The following is a 19,453-nucleotide window of genomic DNA, read 5'->3' on the forward strand; positions in this document are numbered from 1 at the left end:
ACTTAAGAGGCTACCTGAAAATCTTTAGAGGCTACCTGAAAGTAATGTCTTGGCGTAGCCAAAGCTGATCTTCTGCGAAGCAAAAATCTTTATTATTCCAATTACATATTTATCATCATGAAATCTCCCGAACTCCTTCTCCCCGCCGGCGGTCCCGAGCGCATGCGTACTGCTTTCGATTACGGCGCCGATGCCGTGTATGCCGGCAGCCCGCGCTATTCCCTGCGCGCCCGCAACAACGAATTCTCCAAGCTCGACGTATTGCAAGCCGGCATTGCCGAAGCCCACTCACACGGTAAAAAGTTCTACCTCACCGTCAACACCCTGCCGCACAACAGCAAGCTCAAAACCTTTGTGGCCGATATGGAGCCGCTGGTTGCCATGAAGCCCGACGCGCTGATTATGGCCGACCCCGGCCTGATTATGGTTACCCGCGAACGCTGGCCCGATATGCCCGTCCACCTCTCCGTGCAGGCCAATACCACCAACTACTGGGGCGTGAAATTCTGGCAGCGCATCGGCGTGGAACGCATTATTTTGTCGCGCGAATTGAGCATGGAAGAAATCGCCGAAATCCGCCAGGAATGCCCCGATGTCGAACTCGAAGTGTTCGTGCACGGCGCACTCTGCATCGCCTACTCCGGCCGCTGCCTGCTCTCCGGCTATTTCAACCACCGCGACCCCAACCAAGGTACCTGCACCAACTCCTGCCGCTGGGACTATAAAGTCCACCCCGCCGAAATCGACGAAATGGGTGATGCCCGCCTGCTGCAAGGCTTCGACTTCAACAAAGCCCAAGAAGAAGCCAACGCCGCCTTCGAAGGCATCAACGGCCAAGTGCGCCACCCCGCCGCCAATAAAATCTTCCTCATCGAAGAGAGCAATCGCCCCGGCGAAATGATGCCGATTATGGAAGACGAACACGGCACCTACATCATGAATTCCAAAGACTTGCGCGCCGTAGAGCAAGTGGCCGAGCTCGCCCGCATCGGCGTGGACAGCCTCAAAGTGGAAGGCCGCACCAAATCCGTGTACTACGTGGCCCGCGTGGCTCAGGCCTACCGCAAAGCCATCGACGACGCCGTAGCCGGCCGCCCCTTCGACTACAGCCTACTGGCCGAACTCGAAGGCCTCGCCAACCGCGGCTACACCTCCGGCTTCCTTGAGCGCCACCAAACGCAAGACTACCAAAACTACCTCACCGGCCACTCCGTGGCCAAGCAAAGCCAATATGTCGGCCACGTTACCGAAATCGACACCGAAGGCTGGGCCACTGTGGAAGTGAAAAACCGCTTCGCCGTGGGCGACACGCTGGAAATCATTCACCCGCAGGGCAACCAAACCATCGTGCTGCAAGCCATGAAGCGTAGGGGCGAAGCGGCGGAAGTTGCCCCCGGCAACGGCATTCAGGTGCAGATTCCGAATATGGTGGGCAGGGATAAGGCACTGATTGCAAGAATATTGAACCCTTAAACCGCCTGCTGGATCAGGGTTTAAAGGCTACCTGAAAACATTACTTCGCTTTCCATATACGCCCATGCTCAAACATCACCCCCACGCTCCCATCCTGCTGGCCTATCTGCGCGTGTTTGCGATTTCGGTGGCGGCCTTTGTGGTGTGCACCACCGAATTCATCCCCATCGCCATGCTCACCGATATTGGCAAGGGCTTCAATATGTCTGCCGCCGACACGGGTATCATGATTACCGTGTATGCCTGGGTAGTATCGCTGGCTTCGTTGCCGTTGATGCTGCTGGTAGCCAACGCGGAACGGCGCAGGCTGCTGCTTGCGCTGTTTGCCGTGTTTGTGGCCGGGCACGGGCTTTCTGCTGTGGCGTGGAGCTTTCCCGTGCTCTTGGCTTCGCGCGTGCTGATTGCCTTTACCCACGCGTTGTTTTGGGCCATCACCGCCTCGCTGGTGATGCGCCTGGCACCGGTGGGCAGGAGGCAGCAGACTTTGGGCTGGCTCTCTTTAGGCACGTCTATGGCCACGGTGTTGGGCTTGCCGCTGGGGCGGTTGGTGGGACAGTGGCTGGGCTGGCGGGTTACCTTCGCGCTGATCGGCGTACTGGCCTTGGGTGTGATGGTGCTGTTGGCCAAAATCCTGCCGCGCCTGGAAAGCAAAAATGCCGGTTCGCTCAAAAGCCTGCCGCTCTTGGCCAAACGCCCCCATCTACTGGGGATGTATGCAATGGCGGTGCTCATTGTGAGCGCCCATTTCACGGCCTATAGCTACATCGAGCCTTATGTGCTGGAAATTACCCATATGCCACCGGATACAGCCACGGCGCTGCTGCTGGTATTCGGCCTGTCGGGCATGATGGCGAGCTGGCTGTATTCGCGCTTCTATCCGAAACACCCGAATCCCACTCTACTCAGCTCGGCAGCCTTGCTGCTGGTTTCATTACTGCTGTTGAGACCTTTAGGCGGCAGCACGGCAGCCATGTTTGCACTCTCGCTGGTTTGGGGAACTGGCATCGGGGTATTGGGCTTGAGCATGGTTGCCCATGTGATCCGCTACGCTCCGGATGCCACCGATGTGGCCAATGCGATTTACTCTGGCAGCTACAACATCGGCATCGGCGGCGGCGCGCTCTTGGGCGGCATCATCTCGCGCCACTGGGGGCTGGGTACGCTAGGCTGGGTGGGCACCGCCCTAGCCGCTGCCGCTCTAGCAGTATTTGCGTGGACGCAGCTTGGCTTTAAAATAAAACAGACTTGAGATAGATACACTGAGTATTTAAGAGGCTAACTGAAGATAAACAACCAAACGGCTGCCTGCCATACAAAAAGGCTACCTGAAAACTTCCTATCCCTTTTCAGGTAGCCTATCCGCTATCTATACAAAACAAAGGCTACCTGAACCTTCAGGTAGCCTTTTCTGCATTTATCCACACTTAATGCAAATCTTTCAGGTAGCTGCCGTAGCCCTGCTGCTGCATTTGGTTTTCGGGGATGAAGCGCAGGCTGGCACCGTTGATGCAGTAGCGCAGGCCGCCGCGGTCTTTTGGGCCGTCGGGGAAGACGTGGCCGAGGTGGGAGTGGGCAGCGCTGCTGCGCACTTCGGTGCGGTGCATATGGTAGCTGTAGTCGTCGTGTTCGGTGATGGCATCAGGACTGATGGGACGGGTGAAGCTGGGCCAGCCACAGTGGGAGTTGAATTTGTCGCGGCTACTAAACAGAGGCTGACCGCTAACAATATCAACATACAGGCCGGGCTCGAACAGGTCATCATACTGGTGACTGAAGGCACGTTCAGTGTCACCTTTTTGGGTAACGCGGTATTGCTCGTCGGTGAGAGTACGGCGCAGGGTGGCGTCGTCTGGCTTGCGGTAGGTGGCAGGGTTGAAGCCTTTGGCGGGGGCAGGGCTGCTTCCCTCGGCAGGGTCAAGCGGCTTGTCAGCGAGGCCGATGTCGATGTGGCAGTAGCCGTTGGGGTTTTTGGCGAGGTAGTCTTGGTGATAGGCCTCGGCAGGATAGAAGTGTTGCAAGGGCAGGGCTTCCACTACGATGGGACGGCGATGTTTACGCTGTTCGGCAGCCAGGGCGGCGCGTACGGTCTTAGCTTCGGCAGGGTCGGTGTAGTAGATGCCGGTACGGTATTGGCGGCCTCGATCGTTACCTTGCTGATTGAGCGAGGTGGGGTCGATAACGCGGAAGTAGTAGCGTAGAAGGTCTGCCAGGCTGATGCGCTCGGGGTCGTAATCCACCTTCACGGTTTCAGCGTGGCCGCTGCCGCGGATTACATCCTCATAGCTAGGGTTGGCAGTTTGACCGTTAGCGTAGCCGGATACGGCATCCACCACGCCAGGCAGGCGCTGCATATAGGCTTCTACACCCCAGAAGCAGCCACCGGCAAGGTAGATGGTTTTGGTCTGTGCGGTGCGGCTGCTGCCGTCGGCGGCGGTGTAGTGCTGCTGTACGGGCACGGCGGCGAGGTCGGCATTAGGGTTATCGAGTAAGGCGAGGGCTTGTTCATGCTGCAAACTACCTTTGTGCACGCGCAAGATTTCTCCGTCGGCAGAGAGTAATACCCAGCTAGGATACACACCAACACCGGCGGCTTTGGCTAGGCTGCCGTCGTCGAGGGCTACCTGAAGGCCAGGGTAGTCTAGCTTAGCAAACCATTCTTTAAATTCGGCTTCTGGCTTTTCGCCGAGGAAGCCAGGCGAGGCAATGGTAATCAGGTTGGCACGGGCGTTTTCGCCGGAAAACTCGGCAGATTGCTGCCATTCGGCAGTAGTTTGTAACTCGCTCAAACACAAGGGGCACCAGCTGGCCCAGAATTTAACCAATGTGGGGCGGTTACTTTTGAGTAGGGTTTGTACGGGCTGACCGCCGGGAGTGTGCAAGGAAACGAGGCGTTGAGCAAAGGCGGGGTTACTGGGCATGGCATGGGCTCCAGGTTTGGCTTGGGCGATGAATTTGGGGGCAAAAAAGCCGAGGATGAGAACGGCTGGAATGATAGCGGCTAAGAGTAGCAATATTTTGCGTAGCATAGTTTGAGCTTTCGAAAAAGTGGAAGACATAGCTTAGACGGAACGGGCAGCGGTTTTCTGACACGCTATAGCGGTTCCCCTTTCGGAATGAAACAAAGTAGCGAACCAATCCCGTCATTCTTAATTTAAGGCAGACATAAAAAACAGGCATTTAATCTTTTCAGGTAGCCTTTATCCGGCGCCAAAGGCTACCTGAAACCCTATTTCCGCCACACGGCGGCGTGTTGTTCAAGCCATCGGTTTTCCAGTAAAATGCCACCCTGATTATACCGCGCCGCCACCCCGAACGGCGGCCGCTTGAAAGACCATCCATCATGAGCGAAACCAACCAAGAAACCCTGCTGGAATTCCCCTGCCGCTTCTCCATCAAAATCATGGGCGCCAAGCACCCCGAATTTGCCGTGCAGATATTGGAAACCGTGCGCCTGCACGCGCCGGACACCGCCGAACACGATATGCGCCACCGCGAAAGCAGCCAAGGTAACTACCAGGGTGTAACCGTTACCGTAAATGCCCACAGCAAGGCGCAGCTCGATAATATTTACCTCGCACTCACTTCACACCCCTTGGTGAAAGTGGTGCTGTGATGAAAGTCATCCCGCTTGGCCTGGCCGAATACAGCCCGATTTTTCACGCCATGGAAGCCTTCACCGATGCGCGCAACGAGCGCACGGAAGACGAGCTTTGGGTGGTGGAACATCCGCCCGTGTTCACTCAAGGCATGGCCGGCAAAGCCGAGCACCTGTTGTCCCGCAGCAATATCCCCGTGGTGCAAATCGACCGCGGCGGCCAAATTACCTACCACGGCCCCGGTCAGCTGGTGGTATATACCCTAATCGACTTCAAACGCCGCAAAATCAGCGTGCGCGAATTGGTGAGCCGCTTGGAAAACAGCATCATCGCCACCCTGGCCGAATACGGCATCGCCGCCGCAGCCGACCCGAAGCGCCCCGGCGTGTATGTGGAAGGCAAAAAAATCGCCTCGCTCGGCCTCCGCATCAAACGCGGCGCGGTGTATCACGGCTTGGCATTAAACGTAAACATGGATTTGAGCCCCTTCTGCCAAATCAACCCCTGCGGCTACGCCGGGCTGGAAATGACCCAAATTGCCGACTTGGTGCAGCCCGTCCCCTCCGTGGCCGACGTGGCCGCCAAACTGACCAACCATTTGCAGCAGCAGTTGAGGCTACCTGAAAAACAGGCCGACTGACCACCCACAGGCTACCTGAAAAGTACACACCACATTGAAAACACAGTAAAGGAACAAGCCATGGCCACAGAAAACCCCGCCAAACAAGACAACAGCCGCGGCGTAAAACACAAAGGCGCGGCCAAAGTTGCCCGTATCCCGATTAAGGTTGTGCCGCTGGAGCAGAAACTGAAAAAACCAGAATGGATTCGCGCCCAGCTGCCCACCGGCAAGAAGTTCTTTGAAATCAAAAATATCCTGCGCGATCAGAAAATGCACACCGTGTGCGAAGAAGCCAGCTGCCCCAATATCGGCGAATGCTTCAGCCGCGGCACCGCCACCTTCATGATTATGGGTGATATCTGCACTCGCCGCTGCCCCTTCTGCGATGTCGGCCACGGCCGCCCCAACGCGCTCGATACCGAAGAGCCGCAACATCTCGCCTCCAGCGTGGCCGCCATGAATTTGCGCTACGTTGTTATCACCTCGGTAGACCGTGACGATTTGCGCGATGGCGGCGCCCAGCACTTTGCCGACTGCATCACTGCCATCCGCGAGCGCAGCCCCAATACTAAAATTGAAATCCTCGTACCCGATTTCCGCGGCCGCATGGATATTGCCCTCGAAATTCTGGCCAAAACCCCGCCCGATGTGATGAACCACAACCTAGAAACCCACCCGCGCCTCTACAAACAGGCCCGCCCCGGCGCCAACTACCAGCATTCGCTCGAGCTGCTACGCCGCTATAAAGAAATGATGCCGCACATCCCCACCAAATCCGGCATCATGGTAGGCTTGGGCGAAACTGACGATGAAGTGCGCGAAATCATGCGCGATATGCGTGCCAACAACATCGAAATGATCACTGTGGGGCAATACTTGCAGCCCAGCAATAGCCACCTGCCCGTATTGCGCTACGTTACCCCCGAAATGTTCAAGCAGTTCGAACATGAAGCCTACGCCATAGGTTTTACCAACGCTGCTATCGGTGCCATGGTGCGCTCCAGCTACCACGCAGACGCCCAAGCGGCCGAAGCCATGGCCTCGGCTGGCGGTGGCGGCTGCCACCACGGGCATTAACGATACACGCCAAACAGGCTGCCGAAGTAATCGGCAGCCTGTTTTTTTGCACCATACAAGTTTCAGGCTACCTGAAAACATCAGTCCCACTAAAGCCAAAGGCTACCTGAAAAGCTGTTGTAGCATTTTCAGGTAGCCTTTGCCCGTCCTCCCCTCCGGCTTGTGCGCAAAAATTCCTATTTCGCTATAATTCACCCTTTCACCTTTACCGGCTAATTGCCGAAACCACTACCCTCCAAGAGGATAAGGCCTGCACCAAGCTGCCGAATATAGATGCAGTTTAAGGCGTGTACATGCAACCAAAAAATATACCGCGAGCAGTATTTAGCCAAGACCTCGGACTACCTGAAAGAACAAATATGAACCCAATGAACAACATCGTCGTCTATTGCGGCTCCAACCTAGGCGAAGACCCGAGCTACAGCCAAGCCGCCCGCGAGCTGGGGCGTGCTATTGCCGAACGCGGCAGCCGGCTGGTGTACGGTGGTGGTGGCATCGGCCTGATGGGCGAAGTGGCTTCCGCCACTCTGGCCGCCGGTGGCAAAGTAACTGGCATCATCCCCACCTTTCTACGCCACGAAGAAATGGCGCACGACTGCCTCACCGAGCTCATCATCACCGACAACATGGCCGAGCGGCGCACCAAAATGATTGAGCAGGCCGATGCCTTCATCGCCCTGCCCGGCGGGCTGGGTACATACGAAGAGCTGTTTGAAGTACTCTCTGCCGCCCAACTCAAGCTGCACAGCAAACCCATCGGCCTGCTCAATATCAACGGCTTTTTCGATCCCATTACCACCCTGTTGCAGCACACCGCCAACCAAGGTTTCATGCCTACCGCCAATACCGGCCTAGTATGTGTGGACAGTGGCATCTCTGCCCTGCTGGATAAAATGGCTGCCTACCGCTTCCAAGACGCACCCAAATGGCAATGCCCCGCTTGGCAGCAGGCAGAGGCTACCTGAAAATATGGCCAAAGCACTTCATATCCTAATTGCGTTAACTCACCTTACCGTACTCCTGTATTGTCTGTGGCTTGCCGCCCTGTAGGAAAATGTGCTCTACATAATACCCCCTCCCAATATATTTGCGGGAAACTTATTTTTCTCAACGATTAAATACCCCAGTACCCACCATTTCCATTTACGCAAATTCACACTCAACCCTTGCTGCCAGCACCTTCCCGCCAGCTCCCTTTAGTTAGTATGTTTACTCTAAAATTTTCTGACTAAAGTCAACCCATATCACAATATTTTATGATATGATGTATCAATAAATGGATAGACATTCAAAATAAATTGCCAATTCAGTCAATTATTAAGATATTGCTCTTTAAAATCAACTGGCTCTATATGCATGCAAGGATGCAAATGATTTTAGCATTTGTCCACTTGAACGCAACAGCTAAAGCAACTGTTAAATTTCCTTAGCAGTATTTAACTGTAAGACAGATATTCTACCCGCCGCCAGACAGCTTGTCTCAGGATATCATTAACGCACTATCCCCCTTGCCTGCATATACCGTATGCAGGTTTATTTTTGTCGTTGTGCTCGCAAACGGCAAAACACAAGTTGCCGCTGCTGCTGTGCTATTCTGGCACAGCAGCAGCAGCAAAAAGCCGGGTTTATCCGGCTAGCAAAGCAGCTGTTTTTTAATTTATTTAAAGGATTTAGATCATGAAGAATATATTATTAGGCTGTGGTCATAAGGAACTTGGTGACTATCTGAAGAGCTTGATTGCAACTTTGGAAAAGGGTGGTTACGCCATCCGAATAGCCCATGACCAGCAAGAAATACTGACGCTTTTGAAACATGATGCCAGAATAGGTTCCGTGCTTTGTACACTGGATATTTTCAACCAAGAATTAGACAAGAAAATTATTGCGCTCAACGATGAGTTGCCTGTATTCATTCTGAAGCCTACCGACTGCGACAAACCCGTGGACTTCGGTGCTGTAGGCGACCACGCCACCTTCATTGATTGCCACCTGTTCAGCAACGAAGACGTTGTTGATAAAATTGAAAAAGCAATCTGCCACTATATCGACAATATCACACCTCCCTTCACCAAAGCCCTGTTTGACTACGTTGTTAAAAACAAATATACATTCTGTACTCCGGGCCACATGAGCGGTACCGCTTTCTTAAAATCTCCCGTAGGCAGCCTGTTCTACGACTTCTACGGCGAAAACACTTTCAAATCCGACATTTCCGTTTCCATGGGCGAGCTAGGCTCTCTGCTCGACCACTCCGGTCCGCACAAAGAAGCCGAAGAATACATCGCCAAAACCTTCAATGCCGACCATAGCTACGTCGTAACCAACGGCACTTCTACCGCCAACAAAATCGTGGGTATGTACTCAGTGCCCGCCGGCAGTACCGTACTGATCGACCGTAACTGCCACAAATCGTTAACTCATCTGTTGATGATGAGCGACATTACTCCGGTGTACCTGAAACCGACCCGTAACGCCTACGGTATCTTGGGTGGTATTCCGCAAAAAGAATTCACCAAAGAAGTCATCACCGAAAAACTCGCCAAAGTTCCGGGTGCCACTTGGCCGGTACACGCCGTGATCACCAACTCAACTTATGACGGCCTGTTCTACAACACCGACAAGATCAAAGACACCTTGGATGTGAAATCCATCCACTTCGACTCTGCTTGGGTTCCCTACACCAACTTCAGCCCGATCTACAACGGCAAAACCGGTATGGGCGGCAAACAGGTTAAAGACAAGGTAATCTTTGAAACCCACTCCACCCACAAACTGCTGGCTGCATTCTCACAGGCTTCCATGATTCACGTTAAGGGTAACCTGAACACCGCCACCTTCGGCGAAGCCTACATGATGCACACCTCCACTTCTCCGTTCTACCCCATGGTAGCCTCTACCGAAGTGGCAGCAGCCATGATGCGCGGCAACGCAGGTAAACGCCTGATGCAGGATTCCCTGGAGCGTGCCGTTAAATTCCGTAAGGAAATCAAAAAATACAAAGCCCATGCCGATTCATGGTATTTCGACGTATGGCAACCTGAAAACGTTGATAACATCGAATGTTGGGAACTGCATCAAACCGACAAATGGCACGGCTTCAAAAATATCGACGCCCAGCACATGTACCTCGACCCGGTCAAGGTAACCTTACTCACCCCGGGCTTAGATAAAAACGGCGAGCTGGAAAAAACCGGTATCCCCGCTACCCTCGTTTCCAAATTCTTGGAAGACCGCGGCATCATCGTGGAGAAAACCGGCCCCTACAATATCCTCGTGCTCTTCAGCATCGGCGTGGACGACACTAAAGCCCACAGCCTGCTGCGCTCACTGAACGAATTCAAGTCCCTGTACGATGCCAACGCCACCGTGGAAGAAGTATTGCCGCGCGTGTTCAATGAATCTCCCTCTTTCTACAAAGAAATGCGGATTCAAGAATTGGCACAAGGCATCCACAGCCTGATCTGCAAACACAATCTGCCTAAACTCATGTTCAGCGCATTCGAAGTGTTGCCGACCATGGTAATGAACCCGCACAAAGCCTTCCAGCTTGAACTGAAAGGTCAGATTGAAGACTGCTACTTGGAAGACATGGTAGGCAAGATCAACGCCAACATGATTCTACCCTATCCTCCCGGCGTACCGTTGGTAATGCCTGGCGAAATGATCACCGAAGAGAGCAAGCCCATCTTGGAATTCCTGATGATGCTGTGCGAAATCGGCGCCCACTTCCCCGGCTTCGAAACCGACATCCACGGTGCTTACCGTCAAGAAGACGGCCGCTACAAAGTTAAGATTGTTAAAGCTTAACCCACGCGGAACGGGGCTCCATGCCCTCGCAGCATAAATCAACCGGCCTGAGCAATCAGGCCGGTTTTTTATATGCCGATATAGCTAGGCAAGCAAAGGCTACCTGAAATTTTAACTGCGCAGAAACTCTGCTACGCCGTGCTTTCAGGTAGCCTCTTCCATACAAACTCCAACATCAAAACCATCACATAAACTTTCAGGTAGCCTCTCCAAACAAAAAGGCTACCTGAAAACGCAGTTTTAACCGGTCAAGACCAGTTACTGCAAAGCTAAAAGCCTGCTGCAACCAATCTACGACTAACGCTGCTGTCCGCGTACCGCCGTCCAAGCCGCGTCCAACCGACGGCCAGCTTCTTCCAGCGTGGTATTCGATTGCTGCGCGGCCACATCCGCCTCATTCAATTGCGTTTGCAACTGCGTGATTTCCGCCTGTTTCTGCTGCAAAGCAGTTTGCGCCGCTTCCAAACGGGTGCGCAACGTACTCACACGGCTACCGTTATCGGTTTGCGCCTTTAATGCTTCCTGATACGCCATCTGCGCACTCAAAAGCTCGGTTTGTGCCGCATCATCCGCCCAAGCTGGCGTAGCAGCGGCCAGCAGGCACAGCCCGGCCATAATTCCCTTGATCCGCATATTTTCTCTCCTTAATTCTGCAAGAATCACAAAGTTTTGCCGCAGGCAATTTCAAACTGTTTGCCGCCGGCCGAACCTTTCACCACCGGCTGGGCAGGCCGCCTGGCCGTTTCATATTGGTTAGCAGCCAGCTTGTTGCCGGAAGCATCCCACATATCCACCGCAGCCAAACGGCGTGTGCGCGTCTGGCAGTCGAACTGCCATTGGTTTACCGCCGTTTTGAAATGCGGCGTGTTCACATAATGTTCACGCCCCACATCCGACACGGTAATCCGCTCACGGAAGCTAACCCGGCTGCCTTCTTTCCGAATGCTAGAAGTGTCTATTTCGTAACGCATATTGCCGTTTTGGCTCAAGCCCACTTCTCTCCAGCTGCCGCCTAGGCTCGGCCCACTGCTCATGCTCGGACAACCCGCTAATACTAACACCGCACACAGCCCGGCCAATCTCTTCAGTTGCATAAAAATCCTTTCAGGTAGCCTTCAAACGCTATAAAATCCGCGCCATTATATCCAACAAATACCGCAAACGGAAAACCACCCATGCCACAACCCTCCGCCCTCAACATCCTGCGCGAAGTTTTCGGCTATCACGCCTTCCGGGGGCGGCAGGAAGAAATTGTGAACGCACTGGCAGAGGGGCAAAACCTGCTGGTGCTGATGCCCACCGGCGGCGGCAAATCCCTGTGTTATCAAATTCCCGCCCTGATGCAGCACGGACTGGCTGTGGTGGTGTCGCCGCTGATTGCCCTGATGGACGACCAAGTGGCCGCCCTGCAGGCTGCAGGCGTGGCCGCCGCCAGCGTGCACAGTGGCATCGGCAGCAGTCAGGTGCAGCAGATTGCCGACACCATCGAGGCAGGCTACCTGAAACTGCTCTACGTTTCTCCCGAACGCCTGGTGAGCGAACGCTTCCTGCGCTTTCTCGACCACACCGAAATCAGCTTGTTCGCCATCGATGAAGCCCACTGCGTGAGCCAATGGGGGCACGACTTCCGCCCCGAATACCGCCAGCTCGGCCTCTTGGCCGACCGCTACCCCGCCATCCCCCGCATCGCTCTCACCGCCACAGCCGATGCCGAAACCCGTGCCGACATCAAACACTACCTCAAACTGGAAAACGCCGCCGAATACATCGCCAGCTTCGACCGCCCCAATATCTACTACCAAATCATCGAAAAAAATAACGGCAAAAAGCAACTGCTCGATTTTCTGCACAACCGCCCCCACGGTGAAAGCGGTATCGTTTACTGCTTAAGCCGTAAAAAAGTAGAAGACACCGCCGCCTTTTTAAACGAACACGGCTACTGCGCCCTGCCTTATCACGCCGGCCTCACCATGACCGAGCGCAACGAAAACCAACACCGCTTTACCCGGGAAGAAGGTCTCATCATCGTAGCCACCGTCGCCTTCGGCATGGGCATCGACAAACCCGACGTACGCTTCGTCGCCCACCTCGATATGCCGCAAAGCATCGAACACTTCTACCAGGAAAGCGGCCGTGCCGGGCGCGACGGTCAGCCCGCCGCCAGCTGGCTGTGCTACGGCCTCAACGACTATTCCCTGCTGCACGAACGCATCCAAACCGGCAACAGCAACGACTTCCAAAAGCAAATCGAACAGCAAAAACTCGAAGCCATGTTTGCCGTGTGCGAAACCTCCAGCTGCCGCCGCGCCGCCCTATTGCGCCACTTCGGTGAAGAAATCCCACCCTGCGGCCACTGCGACAACTGCCTGCACCCGCCCGTCCTCTTCAACGCCACCGAAAACGTGCAGAAACTCCTCAGCTGCGTTTACCGCGTCGGCCAGCGCTTCGCCGCCGGCTATGTTATCCACGTATTGCGCGGCAAAGCCGACGACTGGATCCGCCAAAACCGCCACGACCAGCTATCTACCTACGGCATCGGTGCCGCCCTGTCCGACAAAGAATGGCGCAGCGTCATCCGCCAATGCATCGGCCAAGGCCTGCTCGCCACCGACCCGCACAACTACCACGCCCTCATGCTCACCCAAGCCGCCCGCTCCGTGCTGCAAGGCAAACAAACCGTGATGCTGCGCCCGCTCAAGCGCGAAAAATCCGCCACCCGCACCCCGCGCGAACAATGGCTGCGCACCGAGCGCGAAGAACGCCTCTGGCAAGCCCTGCGCCAATGGCGCACCGAACGCGCCCGCGCCGACAATGTGCCCGCCTACATTGTGTGTGGCGACCGCACCCTGCAAGACATCGTGCAGCAACGCCCCGCCAGCCTCACCGAACTGCAAAACATCTACGGACTGGGCGAAGCCAAAATCCAAAAATTCGGCAGCGATATCCTCGAAGTCTGCACGCGGTTCACTCAAGACAGCGACACAGCAACCACCCTGCCGGATGCCTAAGCCAATCCATAAAAGGCTACCTGAAAATTTCAGGTAGCCTTTTAAATGCAGACAACACGTTTTCAGCCAATTTGCCTTTGCCAAACATGGCGCAGCCCATGTTGTTCGGGGCGGCAAGCCAGGCAACAACGGAGCGGCAAAATCAGCTAATTTAAATATAAAAACATAGACTTTAGTCAAATTTGATGTGGCACGAATCAACTATCTGGTGCACAAACTGCCCTGCTCATACAGAATGATTCAGGCTACCTGAAAGCAGTCTGGCACTGCAAAACTCAGGCGGGGATATCTGCATTGCTCAGATGTGTACATCCCCGCCTCCTGCACAACAAAAAGGCTACCTGAAAACCATACCACATAGTTTCAGGTAGCCTTTCGCGCAAAATCAAACCGCCCTGCGACATGATGCCGAAGGGCGGTACTTTAAAAGCAAGCGGAAAACAAAACTCTGCTAAATCCCTCCTTGCGCCTTCACTTTTTCACCACCTTCCAGCTTATTCAGCGCAGAAAGATAGGCTTTGGCGGTGGCGGCCAAAATATCAGCGCACCTTGGCCGTTGGCCACGCGGCCGTTTCTGGCTAGGCGCACACCGATTTCACCTTGGCTTTCCGTACCAAAAGTTACCGTATTCACCGAATAAATCTGCAATTCGGCACCGCTTTGCACCACGCTTTCGATGGCTTTGAAAATTGCATCCACCGGGCCGGAGCCGGTGGCTTCGGCATGCTGCTCTTCGCCATCGGCACTAAACACAATTTCGGCGCGCGGTAATTCGCCGGTTTCGGTAATGATGCGCTGGGAGATGAATTTGTAACGGTCTGGCGTAAGATTGAATATTTCGTCTGACACCAGCACATGCAGGTATTTATCAAAAATCTCACGTTTTTTATTGGCCAGTTCTTTGAAGCGGGCAAAAGCAGTATTGAGTGTTTCCTCGCTACCCAATTTGATACCCAGCTCAGCCAATTTGGTTTTTGAAGGCATTGCGGTCAGAAAGTTTACCCAAACTCAATCGGTTGGCCGACCAACCCACCGATTCGGCCGACATGACCTCATAGGTTTCCCGATGTTTAAGCATGCCATCTTGGTAGATGCCTGATTCGTGGGCAAAAATTGGCACCCATAATGGCATTATTGGGTTGCACCGGATAGCCGGTGATGCTGGACACCAGCTTAGACGCGGGTACGATTTGGGTGGTATCGATGCCGGTTTCCAGGCCAAACAAGTCGTGCCGCACTTCCAGCACCATCACGATTTCTTCCAAGCTGACGTTGCTGGCCTCGATTACATCCACCCCCAGCCTATCCAGCTGTCGTGCCACGCGTACTTTTTCTTCCTTGGTTATGGCGGCGCCCGGAGATTGCTCACCATCGCGTAAAGTGGCATCGAACACCACTATGCGGCTACTACCGGGCTGTGCCGGGGCATGCTGCAAAGTAGGCTGTTGCTCCAAAAAAGCATTCAAGTCCAACGGCCTGCCCTGCACTTCAGCCAGAGTAGTCAGCCTTTGCAGCTGCACCAGCGGCAGCGAGCGCCGCGTGCGCGGCATTTGTAAATTGCCGCCGTGGAGGTAACTCCTTCGGGATCATGTAGGCGCAGTACCTCGGCTAATGCATTTACACCGGCTAAATAAACAATCAGGAGATCGATATCGAGTTCATAATAGACTTTCAATCTAAACCGAGAATAGTAGATGCCGCCATATATAGACATTTCTATAGACATAAAAACAAGCACGATTTTTACAAATAATGTGTAAACGAGTGAATTTTTATGCTTATTGCCCACAACCATTCACTTGTTGCGCATATGTTTTATCTTTTTTCACCTTTTTTGGTCACTATACTAGACATAAATGTAAAGAAATCGCTATAATTCAAAATAGATACAGAGGGTTTCCGAAAAAGAGAGGCTCGTTGAAACATAATATGTAAACAGCATTCTGCTAAAAGCGGCAAGCTTTGAACTCTTACCCTTGCGCTGCGATAACAAACAAATAGTAAATACTAATTCTGATACCTACAACCAGACAACTTCATCCCACACAACCAAGACTTGTTGCCTTACTAGATAAATTACAAAATAATTGGGGATGCAAGGTGTTTTGCGCTATTATTTGCGGGAGAATAACGATGTTTGATTTATCTCTCTCTTTCTTATTGCTAGCACTGCTGCTATGGCTGCTGGTGCGGCTGAAACAGCACCACCACCGCCGGCGCAAGCCGCTCACCGCCCACGGGCACGATGATTGCAGTTTTTTTACTCACGAGTATCACCGTGACGAACAATAGCCAATTCTGTGGCAACCGCCCAATGTACGTTCTACTTTCAGGTGGTAGCCTCTCAGCCTAGAAAGAAGCTTATATCCCACACCTACTGCGCAGCCTTGCCTTGGCCGCACTCCTAACTCCCCTCCCGCTACAACACAAACCCCATCTGAACTAAGTGCTCGACCAACTGATTGATCCGCTAAATCTTTCCACTTGCCTGTGCACCACCGTGTCCACCACCTCCGATTTCACCAACCAGAAAATCGCCTCACCAAACCAACAATAACCCCTGTCCGAACCTCGAACAACACGCTGCCGAGCAATATATTACCAGTATTAACCGCGAAGTATTCCAATCTGAAGAAGTACTGAACCAATTGCATGGAATCAGTCACAATGCAATAAACCAAACCTATACACAGGAAGAGGTGAACATCATGATTACCTTCTACCGCACGCCGATTAGACAAAACGTGCTGAACAGGGTGATTAACTAAAGCCATGATGCCGCCAATGATACGCCTGATTAGCCAACACTACGAACAGACAAGCCAACACCTCACTCCGCCATTCCGGCACAAAGTAAAATGCGTTCAGCGCGAAGCGGAATGCACAGTTCAGCCAGGCCGCGTCGGCAGTAATAAGCGCCGTTAAACTTCCCACGCCAAAACATGGCTGCACGTCAAATTTCTCCCTGCAAACCCTACCCCGCCAAGCCGCTGTGCGGGTAAAATATGGCCATGCCAACAGGCTACCTGGAAATAAAGTCCCTACGCAGTTCAAATCCAGCGTAACGGCGCTGCCATGCCAAACTTTTCAGGTAGCCTTTAACACAGATAACCCACAAAAACATCCTAATCGAGTTTTCCCCATGCCCACTCTATCCCAATTCCTCCAGCAACACCTCGCCGAACACCACCTCCCCGCCGAATTAGGCAGCGTGGTTTCCACCATCGTCCAAGCCTGCCAAACCATCAGCGGCCAAGTGCGCCAAGGTGCGCTCGCCGGCGTGCTGGGTGAAGCCGGCAGCAGCAATGTGCAAGACGAAGCCCAGAAAAAACTGGATGTGATCGCCAACCAAATCTTGATTGACGCCCTCTCCGCGAACCCCACTGTGGCCGGCTTGGCCAGCGAGGAAGAAGAGCAGTTTGTGCCCGCCCACGATCAAGGCCGCTATCTCGTGCTGTTCGACCCTTTAGACGGCTCGTCCAATATCGACATCAATATTTCGGTCGGCACTATTTTCTCCATCTTGGAAAAACCAGCAGGCCCGCTTTCCACCCAATCCTTCCTGCAAAGCGGCCGTGCTCAAGTAGCCAGCGGTTATACGCTCTACGGGCCGCAAACCCAGCTCGTGCTCTGTCTGCGCCACGGTGTGGCCGTGTTTACGCTGGATGCCGGCGGCCAATTTGTCCAAACCCAGCTCAACCCGCAAATTCCACAAGCCACGCGCGAATTTGCCATTAATATGTCCAACCAGCGCCATTGGCAGCCACCCATGCAGCAATACATTGCCGAACTGCTCGCCGGGGAAACCGGCCCTCGCGGCAAAAACTACAATATGCGCTGGGTAGCCAGCATGGTGGCCGAGGTTCACCGCATTCTCATGCGCGGCGGCATCTTTATGTATCCTAAAGACGCGCGCGACCCGGCCAAGCCCGGCAAACTGCGCCTGATGTATGAAGCCAACCCCTTGAGCCTCATCATCGAACAAGTCGGCGGCGCCAGCACCAATGCCCGCGAGAGCATGCTCGATATTCAGCCTGAAGGCCTGCACCAACGCGTGGCCGTGATTATGGGCAGCCGCGAAGAAGTGGATTACGCCACCCGATTGCACCAACAATAAACCCAAGACTACCTGAAATTATTTTAGCTTCGCCGAAACAACCATCCGCAACAAGATATTGTTTTAACTCCGTTGAAGCAGATGCTTTCAGGTAGCCTGCCCATCCTAGTTTTCCAATCTAAACATCGAACACACTATGCAAACTATCCGCGCCGCCGCCATCCAACTCGTTTCCCATACCGACCCTGCCGTAAACCGCTGCAGCGTCGTACAGCAAGTGGCCGCTGCCGCCCAAGCCGGCGCCGACTGGGTGCTGCTGCCCGAATACTGGTCGTTGATGGGTCGGCACGACACCGACAAACTCGCCCAGGCCGAACAATTCGGCCGCGGCCCCCTGCAAATCTTCATGGCTGAGCTTGCCGTCCGCCACCGCATCGTCTTATTCGGCGGCAGCATTCCACTGCTCGCCAACGAAAGCGGCAAAATCATCAACAGCCTGCTCGTATATGGCCGAGACGGCCAATGCCTCAGCCGCTACGACAAAACCCACCTCTTCAGCTACACCGGCATCGGCGAAAGCTACTGCGAAGCCGACACCATCGAAGCCGGCAACAGCATCCCCCCGTCTGTGGAGATCGACGGCTGGCGCTACGGCCAAGGCGTGTGCTACGACCTGCGCTTCCCCGAAATCTTCCGCGCCCAGCAGCCGTTCGACGTACTCCTCCTGCCCGCCGCCTTCACCTACACTACCGGCAAAGCCCACTGGCAAACCCTGCTGCAGGCCCGCGCCATCGAAAACCAATGCTACGTTATCGCCGCTGCCCAAGGCGGCCTACACGACAGCGGCCGTCGCACCTACGGCCACAGCATGATTATCGACCCCTGGGGCGAAATCCTTGCTGAGCGGCCAGAAGGCGAAGGCTGGATTATGGCCGAACTCAAGCCACAACGCCTGCACACCGTGCGCAACCAACTGCCCACCCTGCAACACCGCCGGTTTTAAACGCAAAGGCTACCTGAAAATCCATATCCTATTTTTCAGGCAGCCTCTTTCAAACAACTCAAGCTACCTGAAAACGAGTATTTCAAACAAAACCTGAAAGAAAGCAAACCATGCAAAAAATCGTCGTCCTCACCGGTGCCGGCATCAGTGCCGACAGTGGCCTGCGCACCTTCCGCGACACCGACGGCCTGTGGGAAGGCTACAAAGTGGAGGATGTGTGCACCCCCAAAGCCTTCGCGCGTAATCCCAAGCTCGTGATCGATTTCTACAACGAGCGCCGCCGCCAAGCGCAGGCTGCCAAGCCCAACGCCGCCCACCATGCGCTGGCCAAACTGGAAAAATACTACCAAGTTCAAATCGTTACCCAGAACGTGGACGACCTGCACGAACGTGCCGGCAGCAGCACCGTGCTGCACCTGCACGGCGAATTGAACAAAGCCCGCAGTAGCGCCGATGAAAACTACGTGATCGAATGGACGGGCGACCAATCCACTGCCGACACCGACCCCCAAGGCCACCCCATGCGCCCGTACATCGTTTGGTTCGGCGAGGCCGTGCCGCTGATTGAAACCGCTGCCCGATGGGTGTCGCAGGCCGACAAAGTGCTGGTAGTCGGCACCTCGATGCAGGTGTATCCCGCTGCTGGCCTGTTGGAATATGCTCCCTACGAAGCCGAACGCTATCTGGTCGATCCGCGCCCGCCGGTGGGCTTGGCCGATATCAGCATCATCGAAGCCAAAGCCAAAGACGGCGTGCCGCAGCTGGTGAACAAACTGATTGCCGAAGCCGCGCGGCAATAATTGCCGAAAG

General features: G+C 54.3%; 14 protein-coding genes and 1 pseudogene. 11 read left to right on the forward strand and 4 right to left on the reverse strand.

Annotated features, from left to right (window positions below):
- Positions 1 to 117: 117 nt before the first annotated feature.
- Positions 118 to 1,473, forward strand: coding sequence for a prephenate-dependent tRNA uridine(34) hydroxylase TrhP (gene trhP / locus EZJ17_RS05560; protein ID WP_067444874.1), 1,356 nt, complete (start codon positions 118 to 120; stop codon positions 1,471 to 1,473).
- Positions 1,474 to 1,537: 64 nt separating this feature from the next.
- Positions 1,538 to 2,722, forward strand: a complete 1,185-nt coding sequence (locus tag EZJ17_RS05565; protein WP_067444877.1) for a sugar transporter — start codon at positions 1,538 to 1,540, stop codon at positions 2,720 to 2,722.
- A gap of 175 nt (positions 2,723 to 2,897) precedes the next feature.
- On the opposite strand, the gene msrAB is transcribed toward EZJ17_RS05565, so the two are convergent.
- A complete protein-coding gene (msrAB, locus tag EZJ17_RS05570) occupies positions 2,898 to 4,499 on the reverse strand; it encodes a bifunctional peptide-methionine (S)-S-oxide reductase MsrA/peptide-methionine (R)-S-oxide reductase MsrB (RefSeq protein WP_231868017.1) in 1,602 nt (533 codons plus the stop codon).
- A gap of 314 nt (positions 4,500 to 4,813) precedes the next feature.
- Between msrAB and EZJ17_RS05575 the strand changes: the two genes are divergently transcribed.
- The 5 genes from EZJ17_RS05575 (at position 4,814) to EZJ17_RS05595 (ending at position 10,575) form a co-directional block, all read left to right on the forward strand.
- The gene (locus EZJ17_RS05575) at positions 4,814 to 5,086 is read left to right on the forward strand and encodes a YbeD family protein (RefSeq protein WP_023886423.1); all 273 of its coding nucleotides are present in this window, start codon (positions 4,814 to 4,816) and stop codon (positions 5,084 to 5,086) included.
- Entirely contained in the window at positions 5,086 to 5,709 is a 624-nt protein-coding gene (gene lipB / locus EZJ17_RS05580) for a lipoyl(octanoyl) transferase LipB (protein ID WP_067444883.1), read from the forward strand. The genes EZJ17_RS05575 and lipB overlap by 1 nt, the downstream gene beginning before the upstream one ends.
- A 60-nt stretch (positions 5,710 to 5,769) precedes the next feature.
- Positions 5,770 to 6,768 (forward strand): lipoyl synthase, encoded by a 999-nt coding sequence (gene lipA / locus EZJ17_RS05585; protein WP_067438633.1) that lies wholly within the window; start codon positions 5,770 to 5,772, stop codon positions 6,766 to 6,768.
- 359 nt (positions 6,769 to 7,127) lie between these two features.
- Positions 7,128 to 7,733, forward strand: a complete 606-nt coding sequence (locus tag EZJ17_RS05590; protein ID WP_487246623.1) for an LOG family protein — start codon at positions 7,128 to 7,130, stop codon at positions 7,731 to 7,733.
- A 712-nt stretch (positions 7,734 to 8,445) separates the two neighbouring features.
- The gene (locus EZJ17_RS05595; protein ID WP_067438627.1) at positions 8,446 to 10,575 is read left to right on the forward strand and encodes a lysine decarboxylase LdcC; all 2,130 of its coding nucleotides are present in this window, start codon (positions 8,446 to 8,448) and stop codon (positions 10,573 to 10,575) included.
- Between the two features lie 297 nt (positions 10,576 to 10,872).
- On the opposite strand, the gene EZJ17_RS05600 is transcribed toward EZJ17_RS05595, so the two are convergent.
- Together EZJ17_RS05600 and EZJ17_RS05605 are read right to left on the reverse strand one after the other, a co-directional pair.
- A complete protein-coding gene (locus EZJ17_RS05600) occupies positions 10,873 to 11,208 on the reverse strand; it encodes a hypothetical protein (protein ID WP_067438624.1) in 336 nt (111 codons plus the stop codon).
- Between the two features lie 26 nt (positions 11,209 to 11,234).
- Positions 11,235 to 11,669 (reverse strand): surface-adhesin E family protein, encoded by a 435-nt coding sequence (locus EZJ17_RS05605; RefSeq protein ID WP_067438621.1) that lies wholly within the window; start codon positions 11,667 to 11,669, stop codon positions 11,235 to 11,237.
- Positions 11,670 to 11,750: 81 nt separating this feature from the next.
- Between EZJ17_RS05605 and recQ the strand changes: the two genes are divergently transcribed.
- Positions 11,751 to 13,583: a DNA helicase RecQ gene (gene recQ / locus EZJ17_RS05610; RefSeq protein WP_067444886.1), complete on the forward strand. Its 1,833-nt coding sequence runs from the start codon at positions 11,751 to 11,753 to the stop codon at positions 13,581 to 13,583.
- 451 nt (positions 13,584 to 14,034) lie between these two features.
- Here the strand turns inward: recQ and EZJ17_RS05615 are convergent.
- Positions 14,035 to 15,297 (reverse strand): annotated as a pseudogene (locus EZJ17_RS05615) (alpha-isopropylmalate synthase regulatory domain-containing protein).
- Between the two features lie 1,428 nt (positions 15,298 to 16,725).
- Here EZJ17_RS05615 and EZJ17_RS05620 point away from each other — a divergent pair.
- The 3 genes from EZJ17_RS05620 (at position 16,726) to EZJ17_RS05630 (ending at position 19,443) form a co-directional block, all read left to right on the forward strand.
- Positions 16,726 to 17,700: a class 1 fructose-bisphosphatase gene (locus tag EZJ17_RS05620; RefSeq protein ID WP_067444889.1), complete on the forward strand. Its 975-nt coding sequence runs from the start codon at positions 16,726 to 16,728 to the stop codon at positions 17,698 to 17,700.
- Positions 17,701 to 17,836: 136 nt separating this feature from the next.
- Positions 17,837 to 18,643, forward strand: a complete 807-nt coding sequence (locus tag EZJ17_RS05625; RefSeq protein ID WP_067438612.1) for a carbon-nitrogen hydrolase family protein — start codon at positions 17,837 to 17,839, stop codon at positions 18,641 to 18,643.
- A 110-nt stretch (positions 18,644 to 18,753) separates the two neighbouring features.
- On the forward strand, positions 18,754 to 19,443 hold the full coding sequence (locus tag EZJ17_RS05630) for an SIR2 family NAD-dependent protein deacylase (protein WP_067438609.1): 690 nt from the start codon (positions 18,754 to 18,756) through the stop codon (positions 19,441 to 19,443).
- The last annotated feature ends 10 nt before the right edge of the window (positions 19,444 to 19,453 follow it).

This window comes from Eikenella exigua, from assembly GCF_008805035.1.
GTDB lineage: Bacteria > Pseudomonadota > Gammaproteobacteria > Burkholderiales > Neisseriaceae > Eikenella > Eikenella exigua.